The following is a 22284-nucleotide window of genomic DNA, read 5'->3' as shown; positions in this document are numbered from 1 at the left end:
TTGCATTCAGTACTTGTTAGGGATCGACAGAACATCAGTCCAAGGGCGGCACAGGCAGCCCGCGCTTGGCGTAAAAGGCATCGACAAAGGCGGCCAATGTACCTTGTTGAATAGCCTCGCGTAAACCAGCCATCAAACGCTGGTAATGGCGCAAGTTATGGATCGTATTCAACATACTGCCCAACATTTCGCCGCACTTGTCCAGGTGATGCAAATAAGCACGGGAGAAGTTCTGGCAGGTGTAGCAGTCACAGGTTGGGTCCAGTGGCGAATCATCATGGCGATGGAACGCGTTACGGATTTTCAGCACGCCGGTATCGACAAACAGATGGCCGTTGCGCGCGTTGCGCGTAGGCATCACGCAATCGAACATGTCGACGCCGCGGCGCACACCCTCAACGAGATCTTCCGGCTTGCCTACCCCCATAAGGTAACGAGGTTTGTCAGCCGGCATCATGCCCGGCAGGTAATCCAGCACCTTGATCATCTCGTGCTTGGGCTCGCCCACCGACAGGCCACCAATGGCCAGCCCATCGAAGCCGATCTTCTCCAGACCTTCGAGCGAGCGCATGCGCAGGTTCTGGTGCATGCCGCCCTGAACGATACCGAACAGCGCCGCAGTGCTGTCGCCGTGGGCGCTCTTCGAGCGCTGGGCCCAGCGCAGCGACAACTCCATCGAGACACGGGCAACGTCTTCATCGGCCGGGTACGGGGTGCATTCGTCGAAGATCATCACCACGTCCGAACCCAGGTCACGCTGGACCTGCATCGACTCCTCGGGGCCCATGAACACCTTGGAGCCATCGACCGGCGAGGCGAAGGTCACGCCCTCCTCCTTGATCTTGCGCATGGCGCCCAGGCTGAACACCTGGAAGCCACCGGAGTCGGTGAGGATCGGGCCTTGCCACTTCATGAAATCGTGCAGGTCGCCGTGGGCCTTGATTACCTCGGTGCCCGGGCGCAGCCACAGGTGGAAGGTATTGCCCAGGATCATGTGCGCGCCGATGGCCTCGATGTCCCGGGGCAGCATGCCCTTGACCGTGCCATAGGTACCCACCGGCATGAACGCCGGGGTCTCGACCACACCACGGGGGAACGTCAGGCGACCACGACGGGCCTTGCCGTCGGTGGCCAGCAACTCGAAGGACATACGACAGGTGCGACTCATGCTTGATCCTCGGGGCCACGCGGCGCCGGATTGCGGGTGATGAACATGGCATCACCGTAACTGAAGAAGCGGTACCCGTTTTCGACTGCCGCCGCGTAGGCAGCCATGGTCTCGGGGTAACCGGCGAAGGCCGAAACCAGCATCAGCAGCGTGGATTCAGGCAGGTGGAAGTTGGTGACCAGGGCATCGACCACATGAAACGGCCGGCCCGGGAAGATAAAGATGTCGGTATCACCGCTGAACGCCTTGAGCACACCATCGCGGGCTGCGCTTTCCAACGAACGCACGCTGGTGGTGCCCACGGCAATCACCCGCCCACCGCGGGCACGGCAGGCGGCCACGGCGTCGACCACGTCCTGGCCGACCTCGAGCCACTCTTTATGCATGTGGTGGTCTTCGATGCGCTCGACCCGCACCGGCTGGAAGGTGCCAGCGCCGACGTGCAAGGTGACAAAGGCGGTTTCCACGCCCTTGGCGGTGATCTTCGCCATCAATTCTTCATCGAAGTGCAGCCCGGCGGTGGGCGCGGCTACGGCACCGGCGCGTTGCGCATAGACCGTCTGATAGCGCTCGCGATCGGCGCCCTCGTCGGGGCGGTCGATATAAGGTGGCAGCGGCATATGCCCGACACGGTCGAGCAGCGGCAGCACGTCTTCGGCAAAGCGCAGTTCGAACAACGTGTCGTGACGGGCAACCATCTCAGCCTCGCCACCACCATCGATGAGGATCTGCGTACCCGGCTTGGGCGACTTGCTCGAACGCACATGGGCCAGCACCCGATGGCTGTCCAGCACACGCTCGACCAGGATTTCCAGCTTGCCGCCACTGGCCTTCTGGCCGAACAGGCGCGCGGGAATCACCCGGGTATTGTTGAACACCATCAGGTCGCCCGGGCGCAGGTGCTCGAGCAGGTCGGTGAACTGGCGATGAGCCAGTGCCCCGCTCGGCCCGTCCAGGGTCAACAGCCGGCTGCTATGGCGCTGCGCCAGCGGATGGCGAGCGATCAGGGAATCAGGGAGCTCAAAGGAAAAATCGGCGACGCGCATGATGGTGTTCGGTTCGACAGGGCCGCAAAGTTTAGCCGAAAAGACAAAAATTGACTATGAAACCTGATTGACCAACGGTAGGCACCTCTTTATACTCCGCCGCCACAAGCCCTGATGGCGGAATTGGTAGACGCGGCGGATTCAAAATCCGTTTTCGAAAGGAGTGGGAGTTCGAGTCTCCCTCGGGGCACCAAACGCATGAAAAAGCCGACTTCAACGTCGGCTTTTTTGTGGGCGCGATTTGTCGCTCACGAACCCATCAGCGCACTACCCCGCACGCAATTCGCGCCCCGCCGCCACCCAGTTCCTGAGGGTGATCACTATGGTTATCACCCCCGGCATGTACCATCAACGCGTGGCCCTCGAACTCATCCATTTTGAGTCGTGGCGCCAGTACCTGGTTAGTTGCCTTGCCATCGCCACCCACGTAGAGGGCAGGCAGGTCGCCTTTATGACCGCTGTCGTCATAGGGCCCTTTGTGCGCCTTGGTCTTGTCAGGGTCCCAGTGCCCTGCCGCTCCACCGGCTGGCGTGCTCTTGCCATCGACCAGCGCCGGCTCGCAGGATGGTTTTTCATGAAGATGAAAGCCATGCACACCCGACGGCAGGTCGCGCAGGTCAGGTGTCAACAATGTGCCATAGCGACTTTGCTCAAGGGTGATAGCGCCTATAGGCTTGGCGCTTCCATCGGCGTTCACCAGGGCGATTTCCACTGTCTGGGCCTGCGCGACGCCTGCAGCGATCATCAAGGCCGTGAAACAAAGTACTTTCATGGTAGAGCTCCATTGTCTGGCCGTGGAACCCAAGCGTCCCACCTTTCCTGTGGAGCCCGACCAACCCTGCGGGTTCCATTTTCCGAGCCGCCGGCGCACGCGCTGTTCGGCCATAAACAAAAACCCCCTGCTACTTCCGTAGCAGGGGGCCTTGGACTAAACCGAAAAGGGTCCAGTCAGTACCGCTCTAAAATTACTGCTGTTGTGGCAGCTTATCGATAGGACCGCAGCCACCAATAACTTTAGATACCGAAACCGAAGGGTGGAACAGGTAGTCGTAAGAGCAATTCTTTTGCTGGTTGTACACCTGGCCAGTGCAGCCGGACAGCAGAGCAACACCAGAAACCATGGCAGTAGCGACCGCTACCTTGAACAGCTTTTTCATACAAAAATCCTTTAATTTATGAAGCGCCCCCTTAATGGAAGCGGCGCGATTATACACAAATCAATCGTTTGTACCTCCCGGACTGTCCACGTTGTGCTTCAGCGCTGCAACTGCGCGACTTGCCCTCCCCCCCGCAACTTCAACTTTCTCCATGTCGCGATCGGACCCGATTGGGGCGCGCTCGACAAACCGGCCAGTTAATACACCTAGGTAATGTGGCCTGGCCTTTGGGAAGGAGTGATGTTCGCCTAATCGTCAGTCAGCACGTCCCAAGATCAAACAACAAAGAGAATAAGCACAATGATCAGTCCGGGCTCCGAAGATACGAAAGGTCAGCTGGCGCAAGGGTTCAAGCCGCGTCACGTCACCATGCTTTCGATTGCCGGCATCATTGGTGCCGGCTTGTTCGTCGGGTCCGGGCACGCCATCGCCGCCGCCGGGCCTGCGGCCATTCTGGCGTATGTATTTTCGGGCATCCTTGTCATTCTGGTCATGCGCATGCTCGGCGAAATGGCCGTTGCCAAGCCCGACACCGGTTCGTTTTCCACCTATGCCGACCAGGCAATCGGACCTTGGGCCGGATTTACCATTGGCTGGATGTATTGGTGGTTCTGGGTGCTGGTCATTCCCATCGAAGCACTGGCTGCCGGCCATGTACTCAACCACTGGTTCCCCCAAATCGACACCTGGTTATTTGCCTTGCTGTCGATCGTTGTCCTGGCCGCAACCAATCTTTTCAGTGTGTCGAAGTACGGAGAGTTCGAGTTCTGGTTCGCCATGTTCAAGGTCATCGCAATCATCGCCTTTATCAGCCTGGGCTTTGCGGTGCTGATGGGCTGGGTGCCCGAACGAGAAGTAAGCGGCCTCAGCCGACTGCTGGATGAACAAGGCGGCTTTGCACCGAATGGCCTCTCTGCAGTCGTTGGCGCGTTTATTACCGTGATGTTCAGCTTTATCGGCACAGAGGCGGTAACCATTGCCGCTGCCGAATCCCGGAGCCCGGCCAAGAACATTGCCAAGGCCACCCGTTCGGTGATCTGGCGTATCGGCGTGTTCTACTTGCTGTCGATCGCCGTGATTATTTCCATCGTGCCCTGGAATGACCCGCTACTGGCGGAAGTAGGGTCTTACCAACGCGCCCTGGAGTTGATGAATATTCCCCACGCCAAGTTCATGATGGATGTAGTGGTGTTGGTCGCCGTGGCCAGTTGCATGAACTCCTCGATCTACATTGCTTCGCGCATGCTGTACTCACTGGGTAAGCGCGGCGAGGCGCCAAAACGTGTAAAAGTCACCTCGTCTGCCGGTGTTCCGCGGACAGCGGTCATCGCCAGCACGGTGCTGGGTGCGGTCATCACCGTAGTCAGCTACTTCGCCCCTGCCGGGCTGTTCCAGTTCCTCTTGGCCAGCTCCGGCGCCATTGCCTTGCTGGTGTACCTGGTCATTGCCGTCTCCCAACTGAGGATGCGCAGGATATTGCGCCGGCAGAATGTACGGCTCGAATTCCAGATGTGGCTGTTCCCCTGGCTTACCTACGCGGTCATCGTCTTTATTATCGCAGCGCTCGGTGTGATGCTGGTGACGCCGGAACATCGCGCGGAGGTAACCACCACCATTGGTCTGGCACTGGCCATTTCCCTCCTCGGCATCGTGCTGACTCGCCAGCACGGGCAGCCAGCAAGGATTCGCTCGGCCGTCTAGGGTTGAAGGTGGATCAGGGATTGTGTTTACGATCCCCGTTACGCCCCTCCTTGAACGAGTCGCCTTATGCAACTGAGCCATCGCCCCGTCCAGGCCCAGGACATCCCCGCCCTCTGCTGCCTTCCACAAGGCCCGGACGAATTGTTCTACATGTTCCCCAAGGCCCGGTATCCGCTGACACCGGCGCAACTGAGCGAGGCCATCGCCCAGCGCAGCGGGTCCACCGTGGTGGAGGGGGACGGCACGGTCCTGGCCTTTGCCAACTTCTACAAGGCAGAAGTCGGCGGTATCTGTGCCCTGGGCAATGTGGTGGTGGCGCCTGCTGCCCGTGGTCATGGCGTGGCGCGTTACCTGGTGCAGTGCATGATCGATCTTGCCCGTAGCCAGTTCGAGGCCCGCGAACTCTGGGTGTCATGTTTCAACCACAATACCGCCGGGCTGTTGCTCTACCCTCAACTGGGATTCGTGCCCTTTGCCATCGAGGAACGCCAGGGCCCTGATAGCACGCGGGTTGCGCTGGTGCAGATGAAGCAAGTGCTGTAGCGCATCGATGAACTGCAGCGAACCTTGAGCGCGCATCGGCGTCCGATCCTGTGCATTCGCCGCTCAAGGTTCTCCAGTGAAAAACGCCATCGCCCGCAAATACCGCTTGATCGTCAAGACGCTTGGCTACGTCGGCTGGTCGCTGTTCTGGCTGCTTATCTGGGACGTGCTGGTCACCATCGACTTCATGCTGTTCTTCAACAGCAAGTTCACCCTGCCGCTGATGCCACTGACCCTGCTGGGCTCGGCGCTGGTGGTGCTGGTAAGTTTTCGTAACAGCAGTGCCTATAGCCGCTGGTGGGAGGCAAGGACCTTGTGGGGAGGCCTGGTGAACAGCTCCCGCAGCTTCGCTCGCCAAGTGCTGACCCTGATCGACGATGAGCGCGATGGGGTCAATCCGATCAAGGCAACATTGCTGCGACGGCATATTGCCTATGTGAATTGCCTGGCCGCCCACCTGCGCGGCGAGCCGTGTCCGGATGAACTGATGGCCTTCATCCCGCCCGACGAGTTCGAACGTCGCAGTCGCTCGAACAACTTCGCCAACGACATCCTCACCGGCTCCGCGACCTTGTTGGCCCGTGAGTACAAGGCGGGGCGCCTGGACAGCATTCGCCTGGCACGGCTGGAATCGACCCTGGTGGACCTGTCCAACAGCCAGGGCGGTATGGAGCGTATTGCCAACACCCCGCTCCCCTACCCCTACGTGTATTTTCCACGGCTGTTCATTTCGCTGTTCTGCCTGATCGTGCCGATCGGGCTGGTCGAATCGCTGGGCTGGTTTACCCCTCTGGCCTCGACTGTGGTGGGTTTCATGCTGTTGGCAATCGAGCGAATCGGTACCGACCTGCAGAGTCCGTTTCGCCTCAGTGAACATCAGATCCAGATGGATGCGATCTGTGAAACGATCGAGCGGAACCTGGAGTCGATGCAGCGTGATGCCCAGAGTGGAGAGCCAGTCTTGTAGCCGTACAAGTCCTTTCCTGGCAGCCATTGCATCTTTCCTGCAGCCTCCAGTAGCATTGAGAACAATTATCAGTAACATACTGGCGCTTGCACTTTCATGGAAATGCCCAAGTCTTTGCCGCGGGATGTCGAACACCTGTATCTCGAATACAACGGCTGGTTGCGCAACTGGCTGCGCAAGCGCTTGGGCGAAAGTGCCGATGCCGACGATCTGGCCCAGGACACCTTCGTGCGGGTGATGCGTTCGCGCCAGCCGATCAGCGAGTTGCGCCAGCCCCTGGCCTACCTGGCCACCATCGCCAATGGTCTGCTGGTCAACCGCTGGCGGCGCCAGGCCGTGGAGCGTGCCTATGCCGAGGCGCTGGCGGCGCAGCCCGAAGCCCTGGCATTGTCTGCCGAGGACCAGTACCTGCTGATTGAAACCCTGGTGGAAGTCGATGCGCTGCTGCACGGCCTGGGCCCCAGGGCGCGGGAGATTTTCCTGTTGTCGCAGCTCGACGGCCTGACCTACAAGCAAATTGCCGTGCAGCTGGGGCTGAGTATCGACCAGGTGCAGAAGTCCATGAGCAAGGCTTTTGCCTTGTGCTACGCCAGTCAGTACGAGTGAGCGCCATGTCACTCCCCGGGCCCGATCAATCACCGATTGCACCCGCCGTCCGTGACCAGGCGATTGCCTGGTTCACACTGGCCCAATCGGGCGATATGACGACCGACGAACATCTCGAGCTGCAGTTGTGGCGCCAGGCCGCCCCTGATCACGAGCGTGCCTGGCAACGCCTGGCGGGCATCCCCTTGCAGTTGCAACAACGCGCCCGGCAATTGAGCACCCCGGTGGCCCGCACCGCCCTGCAGCAAACCCGCACCCTGAATGCCAATCGCCGCCAATTGCTCAAGGCCTTCGTTGGCTTCGGCCTGATCGGCGCCACGGCCTGGGAGTCGCGTGACAGCCTGTGGCTGCAAGGTGCGCTGGCTGACTATCACACCGGCACCGGCGAGCGCCGCCACCACACCCTGGCCGATGGCACGCAGGTCTGGCTCAACACCCGTACGGCACTGGATGTGCGCTACAGCGCCAGCCAGCGCCTGCTGATACTGCATCAAGGCGAACTGGATGTTCTGAGTGCGAGCCGCAACGACAATCGTCCCTTGATTGTGGACACCGCCGAAGCGCGGCTGCGAGCGCTGGGCACCCGTTTCAACGTGCGCAGCGAACCCACCGGCCGTGGTACGTTCGTGGCTGTCAGCAGCGGCCAGGTCGCTGCCAGGCCTGTTGCCGCCGGTATCGAGCAACTGATCCCGAGCGGCCAGCAAACCCGTATCGATCAGTACGGCGTCGCCCCACCCCATCCGCTCGATCAAAGCACAACGGCCTGGATCGACGGGTTTATCGTCGCCCAGCGCATGCGCCTGGGCGACTTCATTACCGAGCTATCGCGCTATCACGTCGGGATACTGCGCTGCGACCCGGCCGTCGCCAATCTCTACCTGACCGGCTCCTTCCCGTTGAACAACATCGAACAGATCTTTGCCCTGCTGGAAAAGAGCTTGCCGGTGCAGTTGCAACGGCGCACCCCGTACTGGATCACGGTGACCACACGCGCCTGAAACGGCAGCAAAAAATATATGAAATAAATCGGCAGGTTTCTCATTCTCGTTTGGCTTAGAGGAAATCCCGCCCTCTACGTGCGGCCCACTCCTCTGAACACGGAAACTTGTCATGATCCTGCGTCCCCACCCGCTGGCCCGCGCCATCGCCATCACCCGTGCCTCCCGGCTAAGCCTGGCCTTGATCGGCGGGTTGAGCTTGAGTTGTCTGGTGACGCCAGCGGCACAGGCCGGCGAAGTACAACAGCAAGCGGGGACGAACTTCAGCATCGCAGCCGGGCCCCTGGACCAGGTGCTCGGCCAGTTCGGTCGCCAGGCAGGTATCGCCTTGTCCACCGACGCCCGGCTCACCGCTGGCAAGGTCAGTTCAGGCCTGCAGGGGCACTATGGAGTCGCCGAAGGCCTGGCCCACGTCCTTGCCGGCAGTGGCTACAGCGCCGAACAACAAGCCGACGGCAGCTACCTGCTGGTGCCCCACGTCACCATCGGCACCGCGCTGGAACTCGGCGCGACCACCATCCAGGGCCAAGGCATGGGTGAGGCCACCGAGAACTCAGGCTCCTACACCACCGGCTTGACCAGCGTCGGCTCCAAGACCCCGATCAGCATCAAGGACACCCCGCAGTCGATCTCGGTGATCAGCCAGCAGGCCATCGAAGACCTGCGCATGACCAACCTGTCCGATGCCATGAAACGCACGCCTGGTATTACCGTGAAAAACGGTAACTTCCGCCTGCCCAAGTTCGCCTCGCGCGGCTTTGGCATCGACAACATCCAGATCGACGGCGCCGCGCCGATGGACATCGGCTCGGGCATCGGTACCTTCTACGGCGACAAGATCTACGACCTGGCCGAGTTCGACCACGTCGAGGTACTGCGCGGCTCGTCCGGCCTGCTGGGCGGTACCGGTGACCCGGGCGGCATCATCAACATGGTACGCAAGCGTCCGATGGATCAGTACCAGCTCAAGCTCAATACCTCGGCAGGCTCCTGGGACAATTACCGCAGCGAGGTCGACGTCACCGGCCCGCTGGCCTTTGACGGCAAGCTGCGCGGGCGCATGGTCGCCGCCTACACCGACCGCCAGTACTTCATGGATAACCGCAGCACCGAAAAGCCGTTCATCTACGGCATTCTCGAAGCAGACCTGACCGACGCCACGATGATCACCGTCGGTGGCAGTTACGAAAAAACCCACGAGAACGGCACCGGCGACGGCCTCCCGCGCTACAGCACCGGTGGCGACGTCAAGCTGCCACGCCACACCTGGTACACCACCAACCAGGCCTACATGGACGGCTATGCCAAGGAACTGTTCGCCAAGATCGACCATCAGTTCAATGAGTTCTGGAGACTCAACACCTCCTACACCTACTCTTACGACAATGCCGACACCGAAGGCGTGATTCCCTACGGCTCGGTGGACGAGACCACCAATACCGGCCCGTACTGGTGGGGCAGCTATGTCTCGTCGTGGAGCAAGCAGTCAGTGTTCGACGTCAACCTCTCGGGTACGTTCGAGGCCTTCGGCCGCGAGCATCAGCTGCTGCTGGGCGCCGACTACCAGAAGGTCACCAGCCGCTGGCGAGCGGCCCGGGGCATGGTCGGCAAAGGCGGCCTGATCAACCTCTGGGACCCGCAGTCGACACCACTGACCTCGGACGCCTCCGATCATGACTACTGGCGCGACTACAGCCCCAACACCCGCGAGCAGTATGGCCTGTACTCGACCTTGCGCCTGCAGATCAGCGACCCGCTGAAACTGATCATCGGTGCCCGCGCCCAGCGCTATAAATACGAGCAGGCCTACCAGACCAAGGCCAACGACGTGTGGACCTACCAGTCGGAGATCAACCATCGCGAACCGACCAAGGTGGTGCCCTACGGTGGCCTGATCTACGCCCTCAACGATGAATGGTCGGCCTACGCCAGCTATGCCGAAGTATTCAAGCCCCAGGCCCAGAAGCTCGAAGGCCCGGTAGGCAACAGCTCGGCGGTCGAGGCCATGACCGGCAAGACCTACGAGACGGGCGTCAAGGGTGAACTGTTCGGCGGCGCGCTGAACCTGACCACCGCCCTGTTCTATACCAAGCGCGAACACGAAGCGATGCAAGACCCGGCCTACCCTCAGGCCCCCTTCAGCTACAGCGGCTCATGCTGTTTCATCGGCCAGGGCGAGGTGATCAGCAAAGGTATCGACATTGAGGCCACGGGCGAGGTGCTTCCGGGGCTGGAGGTGATCGCCGGCTACACGTTGAACCTGATGGACAACCGCACCGAAGAAAGCGACTACACCAGCATTACGCCCAAGCACCTGTTCAAACTCTGGTCGGTCTACACCCTGCCGGACAACTGGTCGGCCTGGCGGATGGGGGGTGGCGTGAACATCCAGAGCAGCAACTACGTCAAAGGCACGGCCTACAACTTCGACGCCGCAGGCAACGTGATCAACGAGAAGCCCTACGACTTCACCCAGAGCGGCTATGCCGTCTACGATGCCATGGTCGAGTACAAGGTCGATGAAAACTGGACCGTGGCCGTCAACGGCAACAACCTGTTCGACCGTCGTTACTACGCCACGGTGGGCACCTCGGAGTACGGCAACTACTACGGCGAACCGCGCAACTTCATGCTGACAGTGCGCGGCGCGTTCTGACCAGGCTTTGCTGCAGGAGCGGCGGTGCGACTTGCCCTGCGATGCGATGGGTCGAATGGATCGCTATCGCGGGGCAAGCCCGGTCCTACAGGCATTGCGATTTCGGCCGTTAACCTTGAGTAAGCCACTTTACCGCGAGGTTTTGATGTTCAAGCAATGGAGCGAAATGCTGCAGCTCTACAAAAGCAGCAGACCCAAATACTGGCGCGCCATCTGTAGCAATCCATTTGCCCTGCATTTGCTGCCTGCCTGGGCGGCGGTGCTGTTAGGCGGGTTGATTCCCCTTGCGGCCGATTCGGTGTACGGTCATCCGTGGGGGTCCTTCGCGCTGATGGCCTGCACCGGCCTGTACACCTGGGCGCTGTTTCTTGCTCGGGAGTATTTTGCCGGCCAGCACTTTTTCGACCACTACCAACGCCACGCCATCGCCGATCAACCCTTCCTGCAACGCGACAGCTATCTGCACTACGCGCATTTTCTCGATGCACTCAAACGCACCGGTACAGACGTGGACCAGATCGCCCGTATGGTTGAATTCGGAAAAATTTCAGGCCATCCGTACAAGCCGCTGAACCTGATGCAGAACACGCTGTTTGTATGGCTGATGACGTTCCTGGCCGCCCTCGCGGTGGAGAAAACCAAGCTGACGCGCTTATGGCAGTTCCAGAACGGTGACCTGGCGATGGTACTGGCTCTGCTTGCGCTGCTGTTGTTTGTGATGTTGCTGATGATGGTCAGCGAGTACAGGCAGCATAAGGGACGGCTGGTTCGCTACCTGGAATGGGCTTGTCATGATTTGAAGCCCGGCTAGAACACTTCGCGGTGCGCCCGCGCCTACGCGCGGACGAAGCGCTGCCGGAGCAGATCACTCAAGGCATCCACCAGCAACACCAGCACCAGCATGGCGATGATCACGGTGCTGGCCTGGGCTTCCTGGAACAGGCTCAGGGTGGTGTAGAGCATCTGCCCCAGGCCGCCCGCCCCGACGAAGCCCAGCACACTGGCCATGCGGATATTGTTCTCCCAGCGGTACAGGCTGTAGGCCAGCAACTGCGGCCAGAGGTTGGGCAAGGTGCCAAAGCAGAACGCAGTCACCTGGCTGCCACCTTGCAAACGGATGGCGGCGGCGGGTTCGGGCGGGGCGTTTTCCAGGGCTTCGGCAAACAACCGGCCCAGCACGCCCGAGGTGTGCAAGGCCAGTGCCAGGGTGCCTGCATTCGGGCCAAGGCCAGCCGCCAGTACAGTAAGCGCCGCCCAGACCAGCTCGGGGATCGCCCGCAAGCCATTGAGCAGCAAACGCGCAGCCCCCTGCAGCGGCCAGCCGAAGCGCCCCGCAGCCGGCAAGGCCAGCAGCATGCCCAGCACCACCGCGAGCAAGGTGCCGAGGCCGGACATGGCCAGGGTCTCCAGTGCGCCCTTGCCGACCGCACGCAGGTGCTCCGAGCTCAGGTCCGGGCTGAGAAATCGTACGGCATAGGCGCCCATCTGGCCCAGGCCGCCATTGCCAAACAAAGCCTGCAGATCAAGGCTCAAGTAGGCGAACGACGCCAGCACTGCAGCCACCAGTGCGAGCACCAGCGAGGCGTTGATCAACCGTTTCATGCCAGCCTCCCGCGCAACAATCGGCTGAGCTGATCAGCCAGCCACACCAGCACCAGGAACGCCAGCAGCATGCTCGCGACCTCGGCGCCGGCAAACATGCGCATCGACAGGTCGATCTGCTGGCCCAAGCCACCCGCCCCCACAAAGCCCATCACCACCGAAGCGCGTATTGCGCATTCCCAGCGGTACACCGTGTACGACACCAGCTCCGCGGCCGCATCGGGCAGGATGCCGTAGAAGAACGCACTCAAGCGGCTGCTGCCGGCCTGCAACAGAGCATGGGCCGGGCGTTGGTTGACCGACTCGAAGATCTCCGCATACACCTTGCCGAGCATGCCGCTGTAGGTAATGGCGATGGCCAGCACCCCGGCGGTGGGGCCCAGGCCTACCGCGCGGACGAACAGCAACGCCCAGACGATCTCCGGCACGCTGCGCAAAAAAATCAGCAGACCGCGCACCGGCAGACGCACCGTCCGGGACCAGAACCCCAGGCGTCCGCCACGGGAGGCGGCGCCCATCGACAACGCGCGACTGGCCAGCAGACTCGCCGGGATCGCCAGCAACAAGGCCAGGGCCATGCCGGCCGTGGCAACTGCCAGGGTCTGCAGCGTGGCCTCCAGCAGCAGTTCCAGAAATGCCGCATCGTGGGCCGGCGGCCAGAAGGCGCTGACAAAATTGCCCATCTCACGACGGTTGTCGGCCTGCAGCAACACGCCTGGATTGAGCTCGCTGAGGTTGATACCCGGCCACAGCACGGCAATCGCCAGCAGGGTCAGCAGCAACCGTGGCAGCGCTGCCGGATCGCGATTGGCGGCGGCCTTCAGCATCGTGGAATCTGCAGGTTCAAGGTCGGTAGTGGCAACACCGGCGAGGCCAGGTGCTCGTTGGCGTACAAGGCATCGAGCATCTCGCTTGAGACTTCGGCAGCAGGCCGGTCAAATGCCACCTGCCCTTCGCGGATGCCGATCACCCGGGGAAAATGCGCCAGCGCCAGGTCCACGGCGTGCAGGCTGGCCACCAGGGTCACATTACGAGACTGCGCATGGCTGTTGAGGACTTTAAGGCTGTGGTCGGCCAGTACCGGGTCCATGGCCGACACCGGTTCGTCCGCCAGCAGCAGTTCCGGCTGCTGGTACAGCGCCCGGGCGATGCCGACCCGCTGTAGCTGCCCTCCGGAGAGCTGCCCGCATTGGGCGAAGATCTTGTCGGCCATGCCAAGGCTGCTCAGCACCTCGCGCACCCCGGGAATGTCCGAGGGGTGCAGCAGGTTGAGCAAGCCACGCAGTGTGCTCCACTGCCCCAACCGCCCTGCCAGTACCGCTGTCACCACCCGTTGGCGCGGGGGCAACGGCGGCGCCTGGTGTACCAGGGCGATACGCGCGCGCAGGCGCTGGCGAGCCGAGGCCGACAACCGCCAGGGCGCCTCGCCGAGCAGTTCGACGTTGCCGGTACTGGGTGCGATGGCGCTGGCCAGCAACTGCAACAAACTGGATTTGCCGGCACCCGACGGGCCGATGATCGCCACCCGCTCGCCGGTGCCGATCTGCACGTCGATTTCATTCAGCGCCTGGACCTGGCCATGGCGCAGGCTGGCGCTTTTAAGCGCAATGGTCACTTGAGCAGCTCAGCAGCGCGAGCAGCCTCCTCGATGCCCTTGTAGTTGTCCGGGCTGGTTTCAATGAAACGGCTGGCCGCCTGCAGGTCGAGGATCGCCTTGTCTTGCGCCTTGGCAGGATCGAGGGCGAGGAAGGCTTGCTTGATCTTCTCTTTCAGGGCTGGGTCGAGGCTGCCGCGCACGGTCCAGTTGTAGTCGTAGTAGCTCGGGGTGGTGGCGAACACCTTGACCTTGTTGGTATCGACCTTGCCCGAGGCGACCAGTTTGTCCCAGACGCTGGCGTTGAGCACACCGGCATCGACTTTGCCCGCCTGCACCCAGGCGGCAGTGGCATCGTGGGCACCGGAATAGGCAACGCGGCTGAAGTAGCTTTCAGGCTTGATGTTGTCGTCCTTGAGCATGAAGTAGCGCGGCATCAGGCTGCCGGAGGTCGACGAGATCGAACCGAAGGCAAAGGTCTTGCCCTTGAGATCCGCCAGGCTCTTGATGTCGGGGTTGGCGGTGATGAACTTGCTGGTGAACTTCGCATCTTGCTCACGCTGTACCAGCGGGGTCGCGGTCGGGCTCTTCAGGTGAACCTGGACGAAGGTGAAGCCGCCCAGCCAGGCCATGTCCAGACGGTCGGTCGCCAGCGCCTCGACCACGGCCGGATAGTCGGCCACCGGTACGAACTGCACCTTCATGCCCAGTTGCTGTTCCAGGTATTCGCCCAGCGGCTTGAACTTGCGCAACAGTTCAGTGGGGGCTTCATCAGGGATGGCACTGACACGCAGGGTGTCGGCTGCCTGGGCCAGATAGGACGTGCAAGACAGCACGAGGCCGGCGAACAGCGCCAGGGGACGTTTGAGCATGGGGGTTCTCCGGTTCAATAGCGGGGAATGAGCCGGCATCAGGCCAGCTCCGGAATTATAAGAGTCATCGGCGCAAAGACCAGCTTTGCTACAATCGGCCCTCACGATTTTTCGAGGTGCGTATGAGCGAGCCGATTCGTCTGACCCAGTACAGCCATGGTGCCGGTTGTGGCTGCAAGATCTCTCCGAAGATGCTGGAAGTGATTCTTGCCGAAAGCGGTACCCAGGCGCTGGACCCGAACCTCTGGGTGGGCAACGCCTCGCGCGACGACGCGGCAGTCTACGCGCTGGACGAAGAGCGCGGTGTAGTTTCGACCACCGATTTCTTCATGCCCATTGTCGACGACCCCTATGACTTTGGTCGCATCGCCGCCACCAATGCCATCAGCGACATCTACGCCATGGGTGGCGACCCGCTGATGGCCATCGCCATTCTTGGCTGGCCGATCAATGTACTGGCCCCGGAAGTCGCCCGCGAAGTGATTCGTGGCGGTCGCGCCGTGTGCGCCGAAGCGGGTATTCCCCTGGCCGGCGGACACTCCATCGATGCCCCCGAGCCGATCTTCGGCCTGGCCGTGACCGGCGTCGTGCAAAAGCGCCACATGAAGCGCAACGACACCGCCACCGTGGGTTGCCGCCTGTACCTGACCAAGCCGCTGGGCATCGGCATCCTCACCACCGCCGAGAAAAAAGCCAAGCTGCGCGATCAGGACAAGGGCCTGGCTCGCGACTGGATGTGTACCCTCAATACCCCCGGCAGCCGCTTCGGCAAGCTCGATGGTGTCAAGGCCATGACCGACGTCACCGGCTTTGGCCTGCTCGGTCACCTGGTGGAACTGGCCGACGGCAGCGGCTTGAGCGCGCGCCTGACCTACAGCACCGTGCCGCGCCTGCCGAGCGTCGAGCACTACCTGGCCGAAGGTTGTGTACCTGGCGGCACCTTGCGCAACTTCGACAGCTACGGCGAGAAGATCGCGCCCCTGAGCGATGATCAGAAGCACCTGCTGTGCGACCCGCAAACCAGCGGTGGCCTGCTGGTGGCGGTAACGCCTGAAGGTGAAGCCGAGTTCCTTGCCGTCGCCACCGAACTGGGCCTGAACCTGGCCCCGATCGGCGAGTTGGTCGAGCGACAGAGCCATGCAGTTGAGGTGCTGTAATGCGTGACAACACCACCGACTACCGCCAACTGTTTTTGAACGATGTAGCGATGATGGACATGCGCGCCCCGGTCGAATTCGGCAAGGGCGCGTTCCCCAATGTGATCAACCTGCCGCTGATGAACGACCTGGAGCGGCAGAAGGTCGGCACCTGCTACAAGCAGCACGGCCAGCAAGCCGCGATTACCCTTGGCCATCAACTGGTCGACGGCCAGCTAAAGGACGAACGCATTGCCGCCTGGGCCGCGTTCGCCCGGGCCAACCCGCACGGTTACCTCTACTGTTTTCGTGGCGGCCTGCGCTCGCAGATTGCCCAGCAATGGCTCAAGGAAGAAGCCGGCATCGCCTACCCCAAGGTAGTTGGCGGCTACAAGGCCATGCGTAACTTCCTGTTCGAGACCACCCAGGGCGCCGTGGCCGAATGCGACTTCGTGCTGATCGGCGGCCTGACCGGCACCGGCAAGACTGAAGTACTGCAACTGCTGGACAACGCCATCGACCTGGAGGGCCATGCCAACCACCGTGGTTCCAGCTTCGGTAAACGTGCTACCGCGCAACCCGCGCAGATCGACTTCGAAAACCGCCTGGCCATCGACGTGCTGAAAAAACGCGCCCGGGGCATCGAGCAGTTCGTGCTTGAGGACGAAGGTCGCATCGTCGGCAGTTGTTCACTGCCTCTTGAGCTGTATCAGGGCATGCAGCAGTACCCACTGGTGTGGCTGGAAGACAGTTTCGACAACCGCGTCGAGCGGATCCTGGGCGACTACGTGATCAACCTTTGCGCCGAGTTCGTGGCCCTGCACGGTGACGAGCAAGGCTTCCCGCTGTTTGCCGAACGCCTGAACCAGAGCATGAACAACATCCTCAAGCGCCTGGGCGGCGAGCGTTATCAGCGCCTGTCGGCATTGCTGCAACAGGCGCTCGACGAGCAGCAGCGCAACGGCGACGTGGCCTTGCACCGTGCCTGGATCAGCGGGCTGCTCAGCGAGTACTACGACCCGATGTACGCCTACCACCGCGACAGCAAGGCCGGACGCATCGAGTTCTCCGGCAACCACACCGAGGTGCGCGAGTACCTGCGTGCCCGCGCCGCCCGTCGCTGATTAACCCGCCCTCAAGGCTCGCGCAGGCTCTGCAATTCGTCTGCCCGGGCCTTGGTCATGTTCAGCACACAGCCTGCGCCATTGAGCTGATCGATGGTGCCGCCGGTAAGGCTGAAGTACAGGCCGCAATTGGCGTCACGGTACTTGATCCATTGCCGCTGGGCCTCACGCAGCTTGCCTTGCTGCTCTGCTTCAAGACCCGCCATCGCGGCTTTGTAGGCGGCGTTCAGGCGGGTGTCCTGACGCTTGATCTCGGCGCCGTTGCAGTCATTCATGGCCAGGGTTGTCTGGGCGCTGCTCATGCATTGGCTGAAGGCGTCGTTGGCAGTGGCCAAAGGCGCTATGACGCTGAGCAGGGCGATGGCCAGCAGAAGCTTCATCAGGTGAACTCCTTGTAAACGAATGGGCCCGCCACAATAACCGAATTCCCCCTGCAGGAGCGGGCATGCCCCGCGATGCGGTGTGCCTGCAAAGTCACTATCGCGGGGCAAGTCGAGACGTCGCACCGCCGCTCCTACAGGCTTGGCGCAGCCATTGGTGGGCGGCATCGCCGTTCCGGCGTTGATGCCAGGCCTGCTGGAAGGCGAATGCCTTGATCGGCAACGGCGGCTCGAAGCGGCGCAGGCGCGGGTCCAGCTTGCCGCTGTCCAGGCTACGCCGCGCCACCGTGAGAATCAGGTCGGTGCCGGCGACCACTTCCTGGGCAGCCGCCCAATGCGGAAGCGCCAAGGCAACCCGGCGGCGGGCGCCGATGCCCTCCAGGGCCAGGTCGATCTCGTTGTCGATGCCTGGACGTACCGCCACCAGCACATGCGGCCGCGCCAGCCAGTCCTCCAGCCCCAGGCCGCCACGCGCAGGCAATACGCTGCGGTCAGCTACACAGGTGAAACGTTCCTCGAACAAGGTCTCGACCCGAAGCTCGGCCGACAGTTGCGGGAACACACCCAGCGCAAGGTCCGCCTCGCCATCGAACAAATGCCCCAGCATCGCTTCCCGACTGCCCTGGATGACCACCAGGTCGATCCCCGGAGCCTCTTGCCTGAGCACTTTCATCAGCCCCGGCAACACCACCCGGGCCCCATAGTCCGACATCGCCAGGCGAAAGGTTCGCCGTGCCTTGCCCGGGTCGAAACCTGGGCTGGCGATCAACCCGTCGAGCTGCGCCAGCGCCTGCTGCAAAGGCTCGATCAGTGCCTGGGCGCGGGCCGTGGCCTGCAATCGTCCACCCCGACGCACCAGCAACGGGTCGCCGAACAATTCACGCAATTGCGCCAGCGCATGGCTGACCGCCGGCTGGCTGCGGTGCAGGCGAATAGCGGCCCTCGACACATGCTGTTCAACCAGCAGGGCATGCAGGGTCAGCAGCAGGTTCAAATCAATACGGCGCAGATCATCCATCAGGCGAATAGCTCCTGTGCAGCATTTTAATTTCCATTATCAAAGCGAATACCGAAGACTTTACCAAGCCACCAACAAGGAGTCTTGCCATGAACCTGTCTTTCGCCCCTGCTGCCTTGCTCCCCCTGGTCATTGCCTTGCTGGCGGGTGCCGCCGTGCCGTTTCAGGCGGGCAGTAACGCAGCACTGGGCCGCCTGCTGGGGCACCCCTTGTGGGCGTCGCTGGTGTCGCTTGGGGTCAGTGTGTTGATGGTGATCCCGGCATTATTGGTGCTACGTGCCCCCCTGCCGCAGGTCGGCGCGCTGGCCCAGGCGCCGTGGTGGGCATGGCTGGGCGGCGTGGCCGGTGTGGCCTACATCACCGCCGCGCTGGTACTGACGCCGCGCCTGGGCGCTGCAGGCTTTATCGTCTGCGTGATCGCAGGCCAGGTATTGTCTTCGTTGCTGATCGATCAGTGGGGGCTGATGGGCCTGCCGGAGCGGCCGGTGAACGGCCTGCGCCTGGCAGGTGTCGGCCTGATCGTGGTGGGCATGCTGGTGGTGCAGTGGGGGACCTCGACGTCCCGCTAGATGGCGTTGGGGGTCGAGGGTTGAACATAGGGTGGCGGCGCCAGCGCCCGGTCGATTTCGAACCTGAGGCTGGGCGCCTGTAGGGCGAAATGGACCACCAGCCCAAGCACCACCGCCAGGGCAGCGTCCGGCCAGTGCCAGCCAGGTACCGCCAGGCCTTGACGCGCCTTTTGACACCACCAGGCCTGCCCCAGGCAAAACCCGAGGATCGACAACAGCCACAAATAGAAGCCTGGAGCGAAATGCTCAAGGTTCAGGAAGTCATAACTGCGGTTGTCTGGTACCCGCTCGATGCCAAGACTGCTTAAGCCCAGCCCCAGAGCGCAGAGCCCCAGCAGCAACGAAAACCAGCGCCAGCGCCGGTGCAACAGGATTGCCAACCCCAGCAGCGGGTTGGCGAACCAGCCATACATACCGAACACGATGCCCCAAGGGCCGTACAACAACGCTTGCAACGCATGCAAGCGACCCCCGCCACTGAGGTACAGGGCGTTGAAGCTCAGGCAAGCCAAAAACAGCAGCAGCGTGATCGAGATGTAGCGGCGTGCAATCATCACACCGTCCGCTCAAGCAACAGCCCGTAGAGCCCCGAATCGGACAACTCCCCGCCCACGCACCAGCGTTCACGCAGGGTGCCTTCCAGCACAAAGCCCAACCGTTCAAGGGTGCGGGCCGAAGCCTGGTTGCGCGGATCGATCTCGGCCTCGAGGCGGCGCATGTTCAAGCCCTGCCCCAGGTACCGGACGAAGTGCTCCAGCGCCTCGCCCATGAAGCCCTGGCCCTGGGCATTACTGGCCAGGCAGTAGCCGATTTCGCCACGGCGCGACTCGGCTTCAATGTGATAGCACTGACACATACCTATCAGCTCGTCGCTGTCACGACGGTAAATCCCGAGCTTGAACAATTGCCCCTCGGCATAAGCCTGGCGATCGACAGCCAAGGCCGCCTGGGCTTCGGCCAGCTCACGCCAGGGGGCGTGATTCCAGAACCGCATGACCTGCGGATCGGCCATGATCGCAAACCAGGCCGCGGCATCGTCGCTGCCCATGGGGCGCAACTGCAAACGCGGAGTCAGCAGGCTGAGGTCCTGAGCAAAGGCATAGGGGTGCGACACGGGTAGAACTCCTGTTCTTGCCGAAAAGCCGCACAGTCTACCTCACCCTTAATGTGATACGCCCCTCAGGCGACCTCGGCCCCTTCATCCGGCCAGATCGGTTCGTTGGCTTCCAGCGGCGGCAGGCCATAGGCCGCACGTGCCGCATCGCAACTGGGGTTGGCATTGCCATCGACCCAGGCAGCCTCGAACTCACGGCAAGGCGTGGAGCGCTTCTCGTAAAGGGAGCAACTCACCCCTTTACCAATTTCGCCTTCAAGGCCGATACAGCGGCAGGGTTTGCTGTCGGTACCGATCATCGCCACACGGGTGGGGTTGATCTGGACCACCAGGTCGTCGGGCACCACACCACCTGCCGACTCACACTCGCCCCAGAAGAAAGACACACGGAAATACCCGCAGCAGGCGCCGCAGTTCAAGCAAGGATTATCGGACATGATGAGAAAAAGACGGGGGGCAGATTATCGTTATTGGGAGGAAACCCGCCGCCATTCTATGCTTCGGCAACGCTTTGAGAAGGGGGGTTAAGCAGAAATAATTGGCTTCTGACAGGCGGTTGAAGCCGGTTGAACGGATCGCGGGGCAAGCCCGTTCCCACACGCCTTGTGGGAGCGGGCTTGCCCCGCGATTTTTTACGACTGCTGTTTGCGGAACATCTGCCGAATACCCCGCACCGCCTGGCGGATACGGTCCTGGTTCTCGATCAGGGCAAAGCGCACGTGATCGTCACCGTAGTCACCAAAGCCGATGCCCGGCGACACACAGACCTTGGCTTCGGCCAGCAGTTTCTTGGAAAACTCCAGCGAGCCCAGGTGGGCATACTGCTCGGGGATCTTCGCCCAGACATACATGGACGCCTTGGGGTTCTCGACCATCCAGCCCAGCTCGTGCAAGCCCTTGACCAGCACGTTGCGACGCTGGCGGTACTGCTCGGCGATATCGCGCACACACTGCTGGTCGCCTTCGAGGGCGGCAATGGCAGCTACCTGCAGCGGGGTGAAGGTGCCGTAGTCGTGGTAGCTCTTGATCCGCGCCAGGGCGCTGACCAGTTCAGGGTTGCCAACCATGAAGCCGATACGCCAGCCAGCCATGTTGTAACTCTTGGACAAGGTGAAGAACTCCACCGCGATGTCCTTGGCGCCCGGCACCTGCATGATCGAAGGCGCCTTCCAGCCGTCGTAGACGATGTCGGCATAGGCCAGGTCGTGGATCACCAGCACATCGTACTGCTTGGCCAGGGCCACCACCCGCTCGAAGAAGTCCAGTTCCACGCACTGCGCGGTCGGGTTGGAAGGGAAGCCCAGGATCATCATCTTCGGCTTGGGGATCGACTCGCGGATCGCCCGCTCCAGTTCATTGAAGAAATCCACACCCGGTACCAACGGCACCGAACGCACCTGGGCCCCGGCAATCACTGCGCCGTAGATATGAATCGGGTAGCTGGGATTGGGCACCAGCACCGTGTCGCCATGGTCCAGGGTGGCGAGCATCAGGTGCGCCAGGCCTTCCTTGGAGCCGATGGTGACGATGGCTTCGCTTTCCGGGTCGATCTCGACCTCGTAGCGATCCTTGTACCAGCGCGAAATCGCCCGGCGCAGGCGTGGAATACCGCGGGAGGTCGAGTAGCCGTGGGTGTCTTCACGCTGGGCGACTTGCACCAGCTTTTCAACGATGTGCGGCGGCGTGGCCCCGTCGGGGTTGCCCATGCTCAGGTCGATGATGTCCTCGCCACGACGGCGTGCGGCCATCTTGAGTTCGGCGGTGATGTTGAAGACGTAGGGGGGGAGACGATCAATGCGCGCAAAGCGGCGCGGCGAACCTTGGTCAGCCATGGCTTCCTCGAAGACGTAAGCGCCCGGAACCGTCCGAGCGACGTTGGCCACTGCGGTGGCCGGAGCGAACAATAGAGCCTGGGTGGGGCGGCTGTCCAGCGAGCGAGGACAAATTTGAATGCAGCAACTTCTCTCCAGGTAAGTGCTCTGTCAAACTAATGATAATCATTAACAATAATATTAAGATTTTGTTTACCGACA

The 22284-nt window shown here is 61.8% G+C and carries 24 protein-coding genes and 1 tRNA gene; 11 read left to right on the top strand and 14 right to left on the bottom strand.

Annotation, left to right across the window (positions count from 1 at the left end; translation table 11 throughout):
* Nucleotides 1-34: 34 nt before the first annotated feature.
* On the bottom strand, nt 35-1150 hold the full coding sequence (tgt, locus tag H621_RS0107325; protein WP_167332098.1) for a tRNA guanosine(34) transglycosylase Tgt: 1116 nt from the start codon (nt 1148-1150) through the stop codon (nt 35-37).
* Between the two features lie 14 nt (nt 1151-1164).
* Complete coding sequence (gene queA / locus H621_RS0107320; RefSeq protein WP_028942751.1) at nt 1165-2214, bottom strand: tRNA preQ1(34) S-adenosylmethionine ribosyltransferase-isomerase QueA; 1050 nt, start codon at nt 2212-2214, stop codon at nt 1165-1167.
* Between the two features lie 108 nt (nt 2215-2322).
* On the opposite strand from queA, the gene H621_RS0107315 reads away from it, so the two are divergent.
* Nucleotides 2323-2407, top strand: a tRNA-Leu gene (locus tag H621_RS0107315).
* A 66-nt stretch (nt 2408-2473) separates the two neighbouring features.
* Here H621_RS0107315 and sodC read toward each other — a convergent pair.
* Both sodC and H621_RS0107305 read right to left on the bottom strand, forming a co-directional pair.
* Nucleotides 2474-2986 (bottom strand): superoxide dismutase family protein, encoded by a 513-nt coding sequence (gene sodC / locus H621_RS0107310; RefSeq protein WP_028942750.1) that lies wholly within the window; start codon nt 2984-2986, stop codon nt 2474-2476.
* A gap of 193 nt (nt 2987-3179) precedes the next feature.
* On the bottom strand, nt 3180-3371 hold the full coding sequence (locus H621_RS0107305) for a YhfL family protein (RefSeq protein WP_028942749.1): 192 nt from the start codon (nt 3369-3371) through the stop codon (nt 3180-3182).
* 300 nt (nt 3372-3671) lie between these two features.
* Between H621_RS0107305 and gabP the strand changes: the two genes are divergently transcribed.
* The 7 genes from gabP to H621_RS0107270 all read left to right on the top strand — a co-directional run bounded on the left by gabP (nt 3672) and on the right by H621_RS0107270 (nt 11653).
* A complete protein-coding gene (gene gabP / locus H621_RS0107300) occupies nt 3672-5072 on the top strand; it encodes a GABA permease (protein ID WP_028942748.1) in 1401 nt (466 codons plus the stop codon).
* Between the two features lie 66 nt (nt 5073-5138).
* Nucleotides 5139-5615: a GNAT family N-acetyltransferase gene (locus tag H621_RS0107295; RefSeq protein WP_028942747.1), complete on the top strand. Its 477-nt coding sequence runs from the start codon at nt 5139-5141 to the stop codon at nt 5613-5615.
* A 76-nt stretch (nt 5616-5691) separates the two neighbouring features.
* Nucleotides 5692-6582 carry a bestrophin family protein gene (locus tag H621_RS0107290; protein WP_028942746.1) on the top strand — a complete coding sequence of 297 codons (891 nt, stop codon included), beginning with the start codon at nt 5692-5694 and terminating at the stop codon, nt 6580-6582.
* 96 nt (nt 6583-6678) lie between these two features.
* Complete coding sequence (locus H621_RS0107285) at nt 6679-7188, top strand: sigma-70 family RNA polymerase sigma factor (protein WP_105641246.1); 510 nt, start codon at nt 6679-6681, stop codon at nt 7186-7188.
* Nucleotides 7189-7193: 5 nt separating this feature from the next.
* Nucleotides 7194-8186: a FecR domain-containing protein gene (locus H621_RS0107280; RefSeq protein ID WP_036989559.1), complete on the top strand. Its 993-nt coding sequence runs from the start codon at nt 7194-7196 to the stop codon at nt 8184-8186.
* Between the two features lie 112 nt (nt 8187-8298).
* Complete coding sequence (locus tag H621_RS0107275; protein ID WP_028942743.1) at nt 8299-10842, top strand: TonB-dependent siderophore receptor; 2544 nt, start codon at nt 8299-8301, stop codon at nt 10840-10842.
* Nucleotides 10843-10987: 145 nt separating this feature from the next.
* A complete protein-coding gene (locus H621_RS0107270; protein WP_028942742.1) occupies nt 10988-11653 on the top strand; it encodes a hypothetical protein in 666 nt (221 codons plus the stop codon).
* 23 nt (nt 11654-11676) lie between these two features.
* Here H621_RS0107270 and phnE read toward each other — a convergent pair whose 3' ends face one another.
* Genes phnE through H621_RS0107250 form a run of 4 tightly spaced genes read right to left on the bottom strand, consistent with a single transcriptional unit; the run spans nt 11677 to nt 14910 of the window.
* Nucleotides 11677-12444, bottom strand: a complete 768-nt coding sequence (gene phnE, locus H621_RS0107265) for a phosphonate ABC transporter, permease protein PhnE (protein WP_028942741.1) — start codon at nt 12442-12444, stop codon at nt 11677-11679.
* Nucleotides 12441-13271, bottom strand: coding sequence for a PhnE/PtxC family ABC transporter permease (locus tag H621_RS0107260; protein ID WP_028942740.1), 831 nt, complete (start codon nt 13269-13271; stop codon nt 12441-12443). The genes phnE and H621_RS0107260 overlap by 4 nt, the downstream gene beginning before the upstream one ends.
* On the bottom strand, nt 13265-14059 hold the full coding sequence (locus tag H621_RS0107255; protein ID WP_028942739.1) for a phosphonate ABC transporter ATP-binding protein: 795 nt from the start codon (nt 14057-14059) through the stop codon (nt 13265-13267). Before H621_RS0107255 ends, H621_RS0107260 begins: the two co-directional genes overlap by 7 nt.
* On the bottom strand, nt 14056-14910 hold the full coding sequence (locus tag H621_RS0107250) for a putative selenate ABC transporter substrate-binding protein (protein ID WP_028942738.1): 855 nt from the start codon (nt 14908-14910) through the stop codon (nt 14056-14058). Before H621_RS0107250 ends, H621_RS0107255 begins: the two co-directional genes overlap by 4 nt.
* 122 nt (nt 14911-15032) lie before the next feature.
* On the opposite strand from H621_RS0107250, the gene selD reads away from it, so the two are divergent.
* Nucleotides 15033-16067, top strand: coding sequence for a selenide, water dikinase SelD (gene selD, locus H621_RS0107245; RefSeq protein ID WP_028942737.1), 1035 nt, complete (start codon nt 15033-15035; stop codon nt 16065-16067).
* Nucleotides 16067-17170, top strand: coding sequence for a tRNA 2-selenouridine(34) synthase MnmH (mnmH, locus tag H621_RS0107240; protein WP_028942736.1), 1104 nt, complete (start codon nt 16067-16069; stop codon nt 17168-17170). The genes selD and mnmH overlap by 1 nt, the downstream gene beginning before the upstream one ends.
* A gap of 11 nt (nt 17171-17181) precedes the next feature.
* Here mnmH and H621_RS0107235 read toward each other — a convergent pair whose 3' ends face one another.
* Together H621_RS0107235 and H621_RS26980 are read right to left on the bottom strand one after the other, a co-directional pair.
* Nucleotides 17182-17550, bottom strand: a complete 369-nt coding sequence (locus tag H621_RS0107235; RefSeq protein ID WP_036989557.1) for a lysozyme inhibitor LprI family protein — start codon at nt 17548-17550, stop codon at nt 17182-17184.
* A gap of 97 nt (nt 17551-17647) precedes the next feature.
* Complete coding sequence (locus tag H621_RS26980; RefSeq protein WP_051270475.1) at nt 17648-18568, bottom strand: LysR family transcriptional regulator; 921 nt, start codon at nt 18566-18568, stop codon at nt 17648-17650.
* 89 nt (nt 18569-18657) lie between these two features.
* On the opposite strand from H621_RS26980, the gene H621_RS0107225 reads away from it, so the two are divergent.
* A complete protein-coding gene (locus tag H621_RS0107225; RefSeq protein WP_028942734.1) occupies nt 18658-19137 on the top strand; it encodes a DMT family transporter in 480 nt (159 codons plus the stop codon).
* On the opposite strand, the gene H621_RS0107220 is transcribed toward H621_RS0107225, so the two are convergent.
* From H621_RS0107220 to alaC, 4 genes are all read right to left on the bottom strand, one after another.
* On the bottom strand, nt 19134-19691 hold the full coding sequence (locus H621_RS0107220; protein ID WP_036989555.1) for a hypothetical protein: 558 nt from the start codon (nt 19689-19691) through the stop codon (nt 19134-19136). The two genes, H621_RS0107225 and H621_RS0107220, sit on opposite strands and share 4 nt — an antisense overlap.
* Nucleotides 19691-20251 carry a GNAT family N-acetyltransferase gene (locus tag H621_RS0107215; protein ID WP_028942732.1) on the bottom strand — a complete coding sequence of 187 codons (561 nt, stop codon included), beginning with the start codon at nt 20249-20251 and terminating at the stop codon, nt 19691-19693. Before H621_RS0107215 ends, H621_RS0107220 begins: the two co-directional genes overlap by 1 nt.
* A gap of 65 nt (nt 20252-20316) precedes the next feature.
* On the bottom strand, nt 20317-20688 hold the full coding sequence (locus tag H621_RS0107210) for a YkgJ family cysteine cluster protein (protein ID WP_028942731.1): 372 nt from the start codon (nt 20686-20688) through the stop codon (nt 20317-20319).
* A gap of 195 nt (nt 20689-20883) precedes the next feature.
* Nucleotides 20884-22083: an alanine transaminase gene (gene alaC / locus H621_RS0107205; RefSeq protein ID WP_028942730.1), complete on the bottom strand. Its 1200-nt coding sequence runs from the start codon at nt 22081-22083 to the stop codon at nt 20884-20886.
* Nucleotides 22084-22284: the final 201 nt, after the last annotated feature.

It is taken from the genome of Pseudomonas vranovensis DSM 16006, from assembly GCF_000425805.1.
Lineage (GTDB): Bacteria > Pseudomonadota > Gammaproteobacteria > Pseudomonadales > Pseudomonadaceae > Aquipseudomonas > Aquipseudomonas vranovensis.
This window is presented reverse-complemented; position numbering and strand designations above follow the sequence as displayed.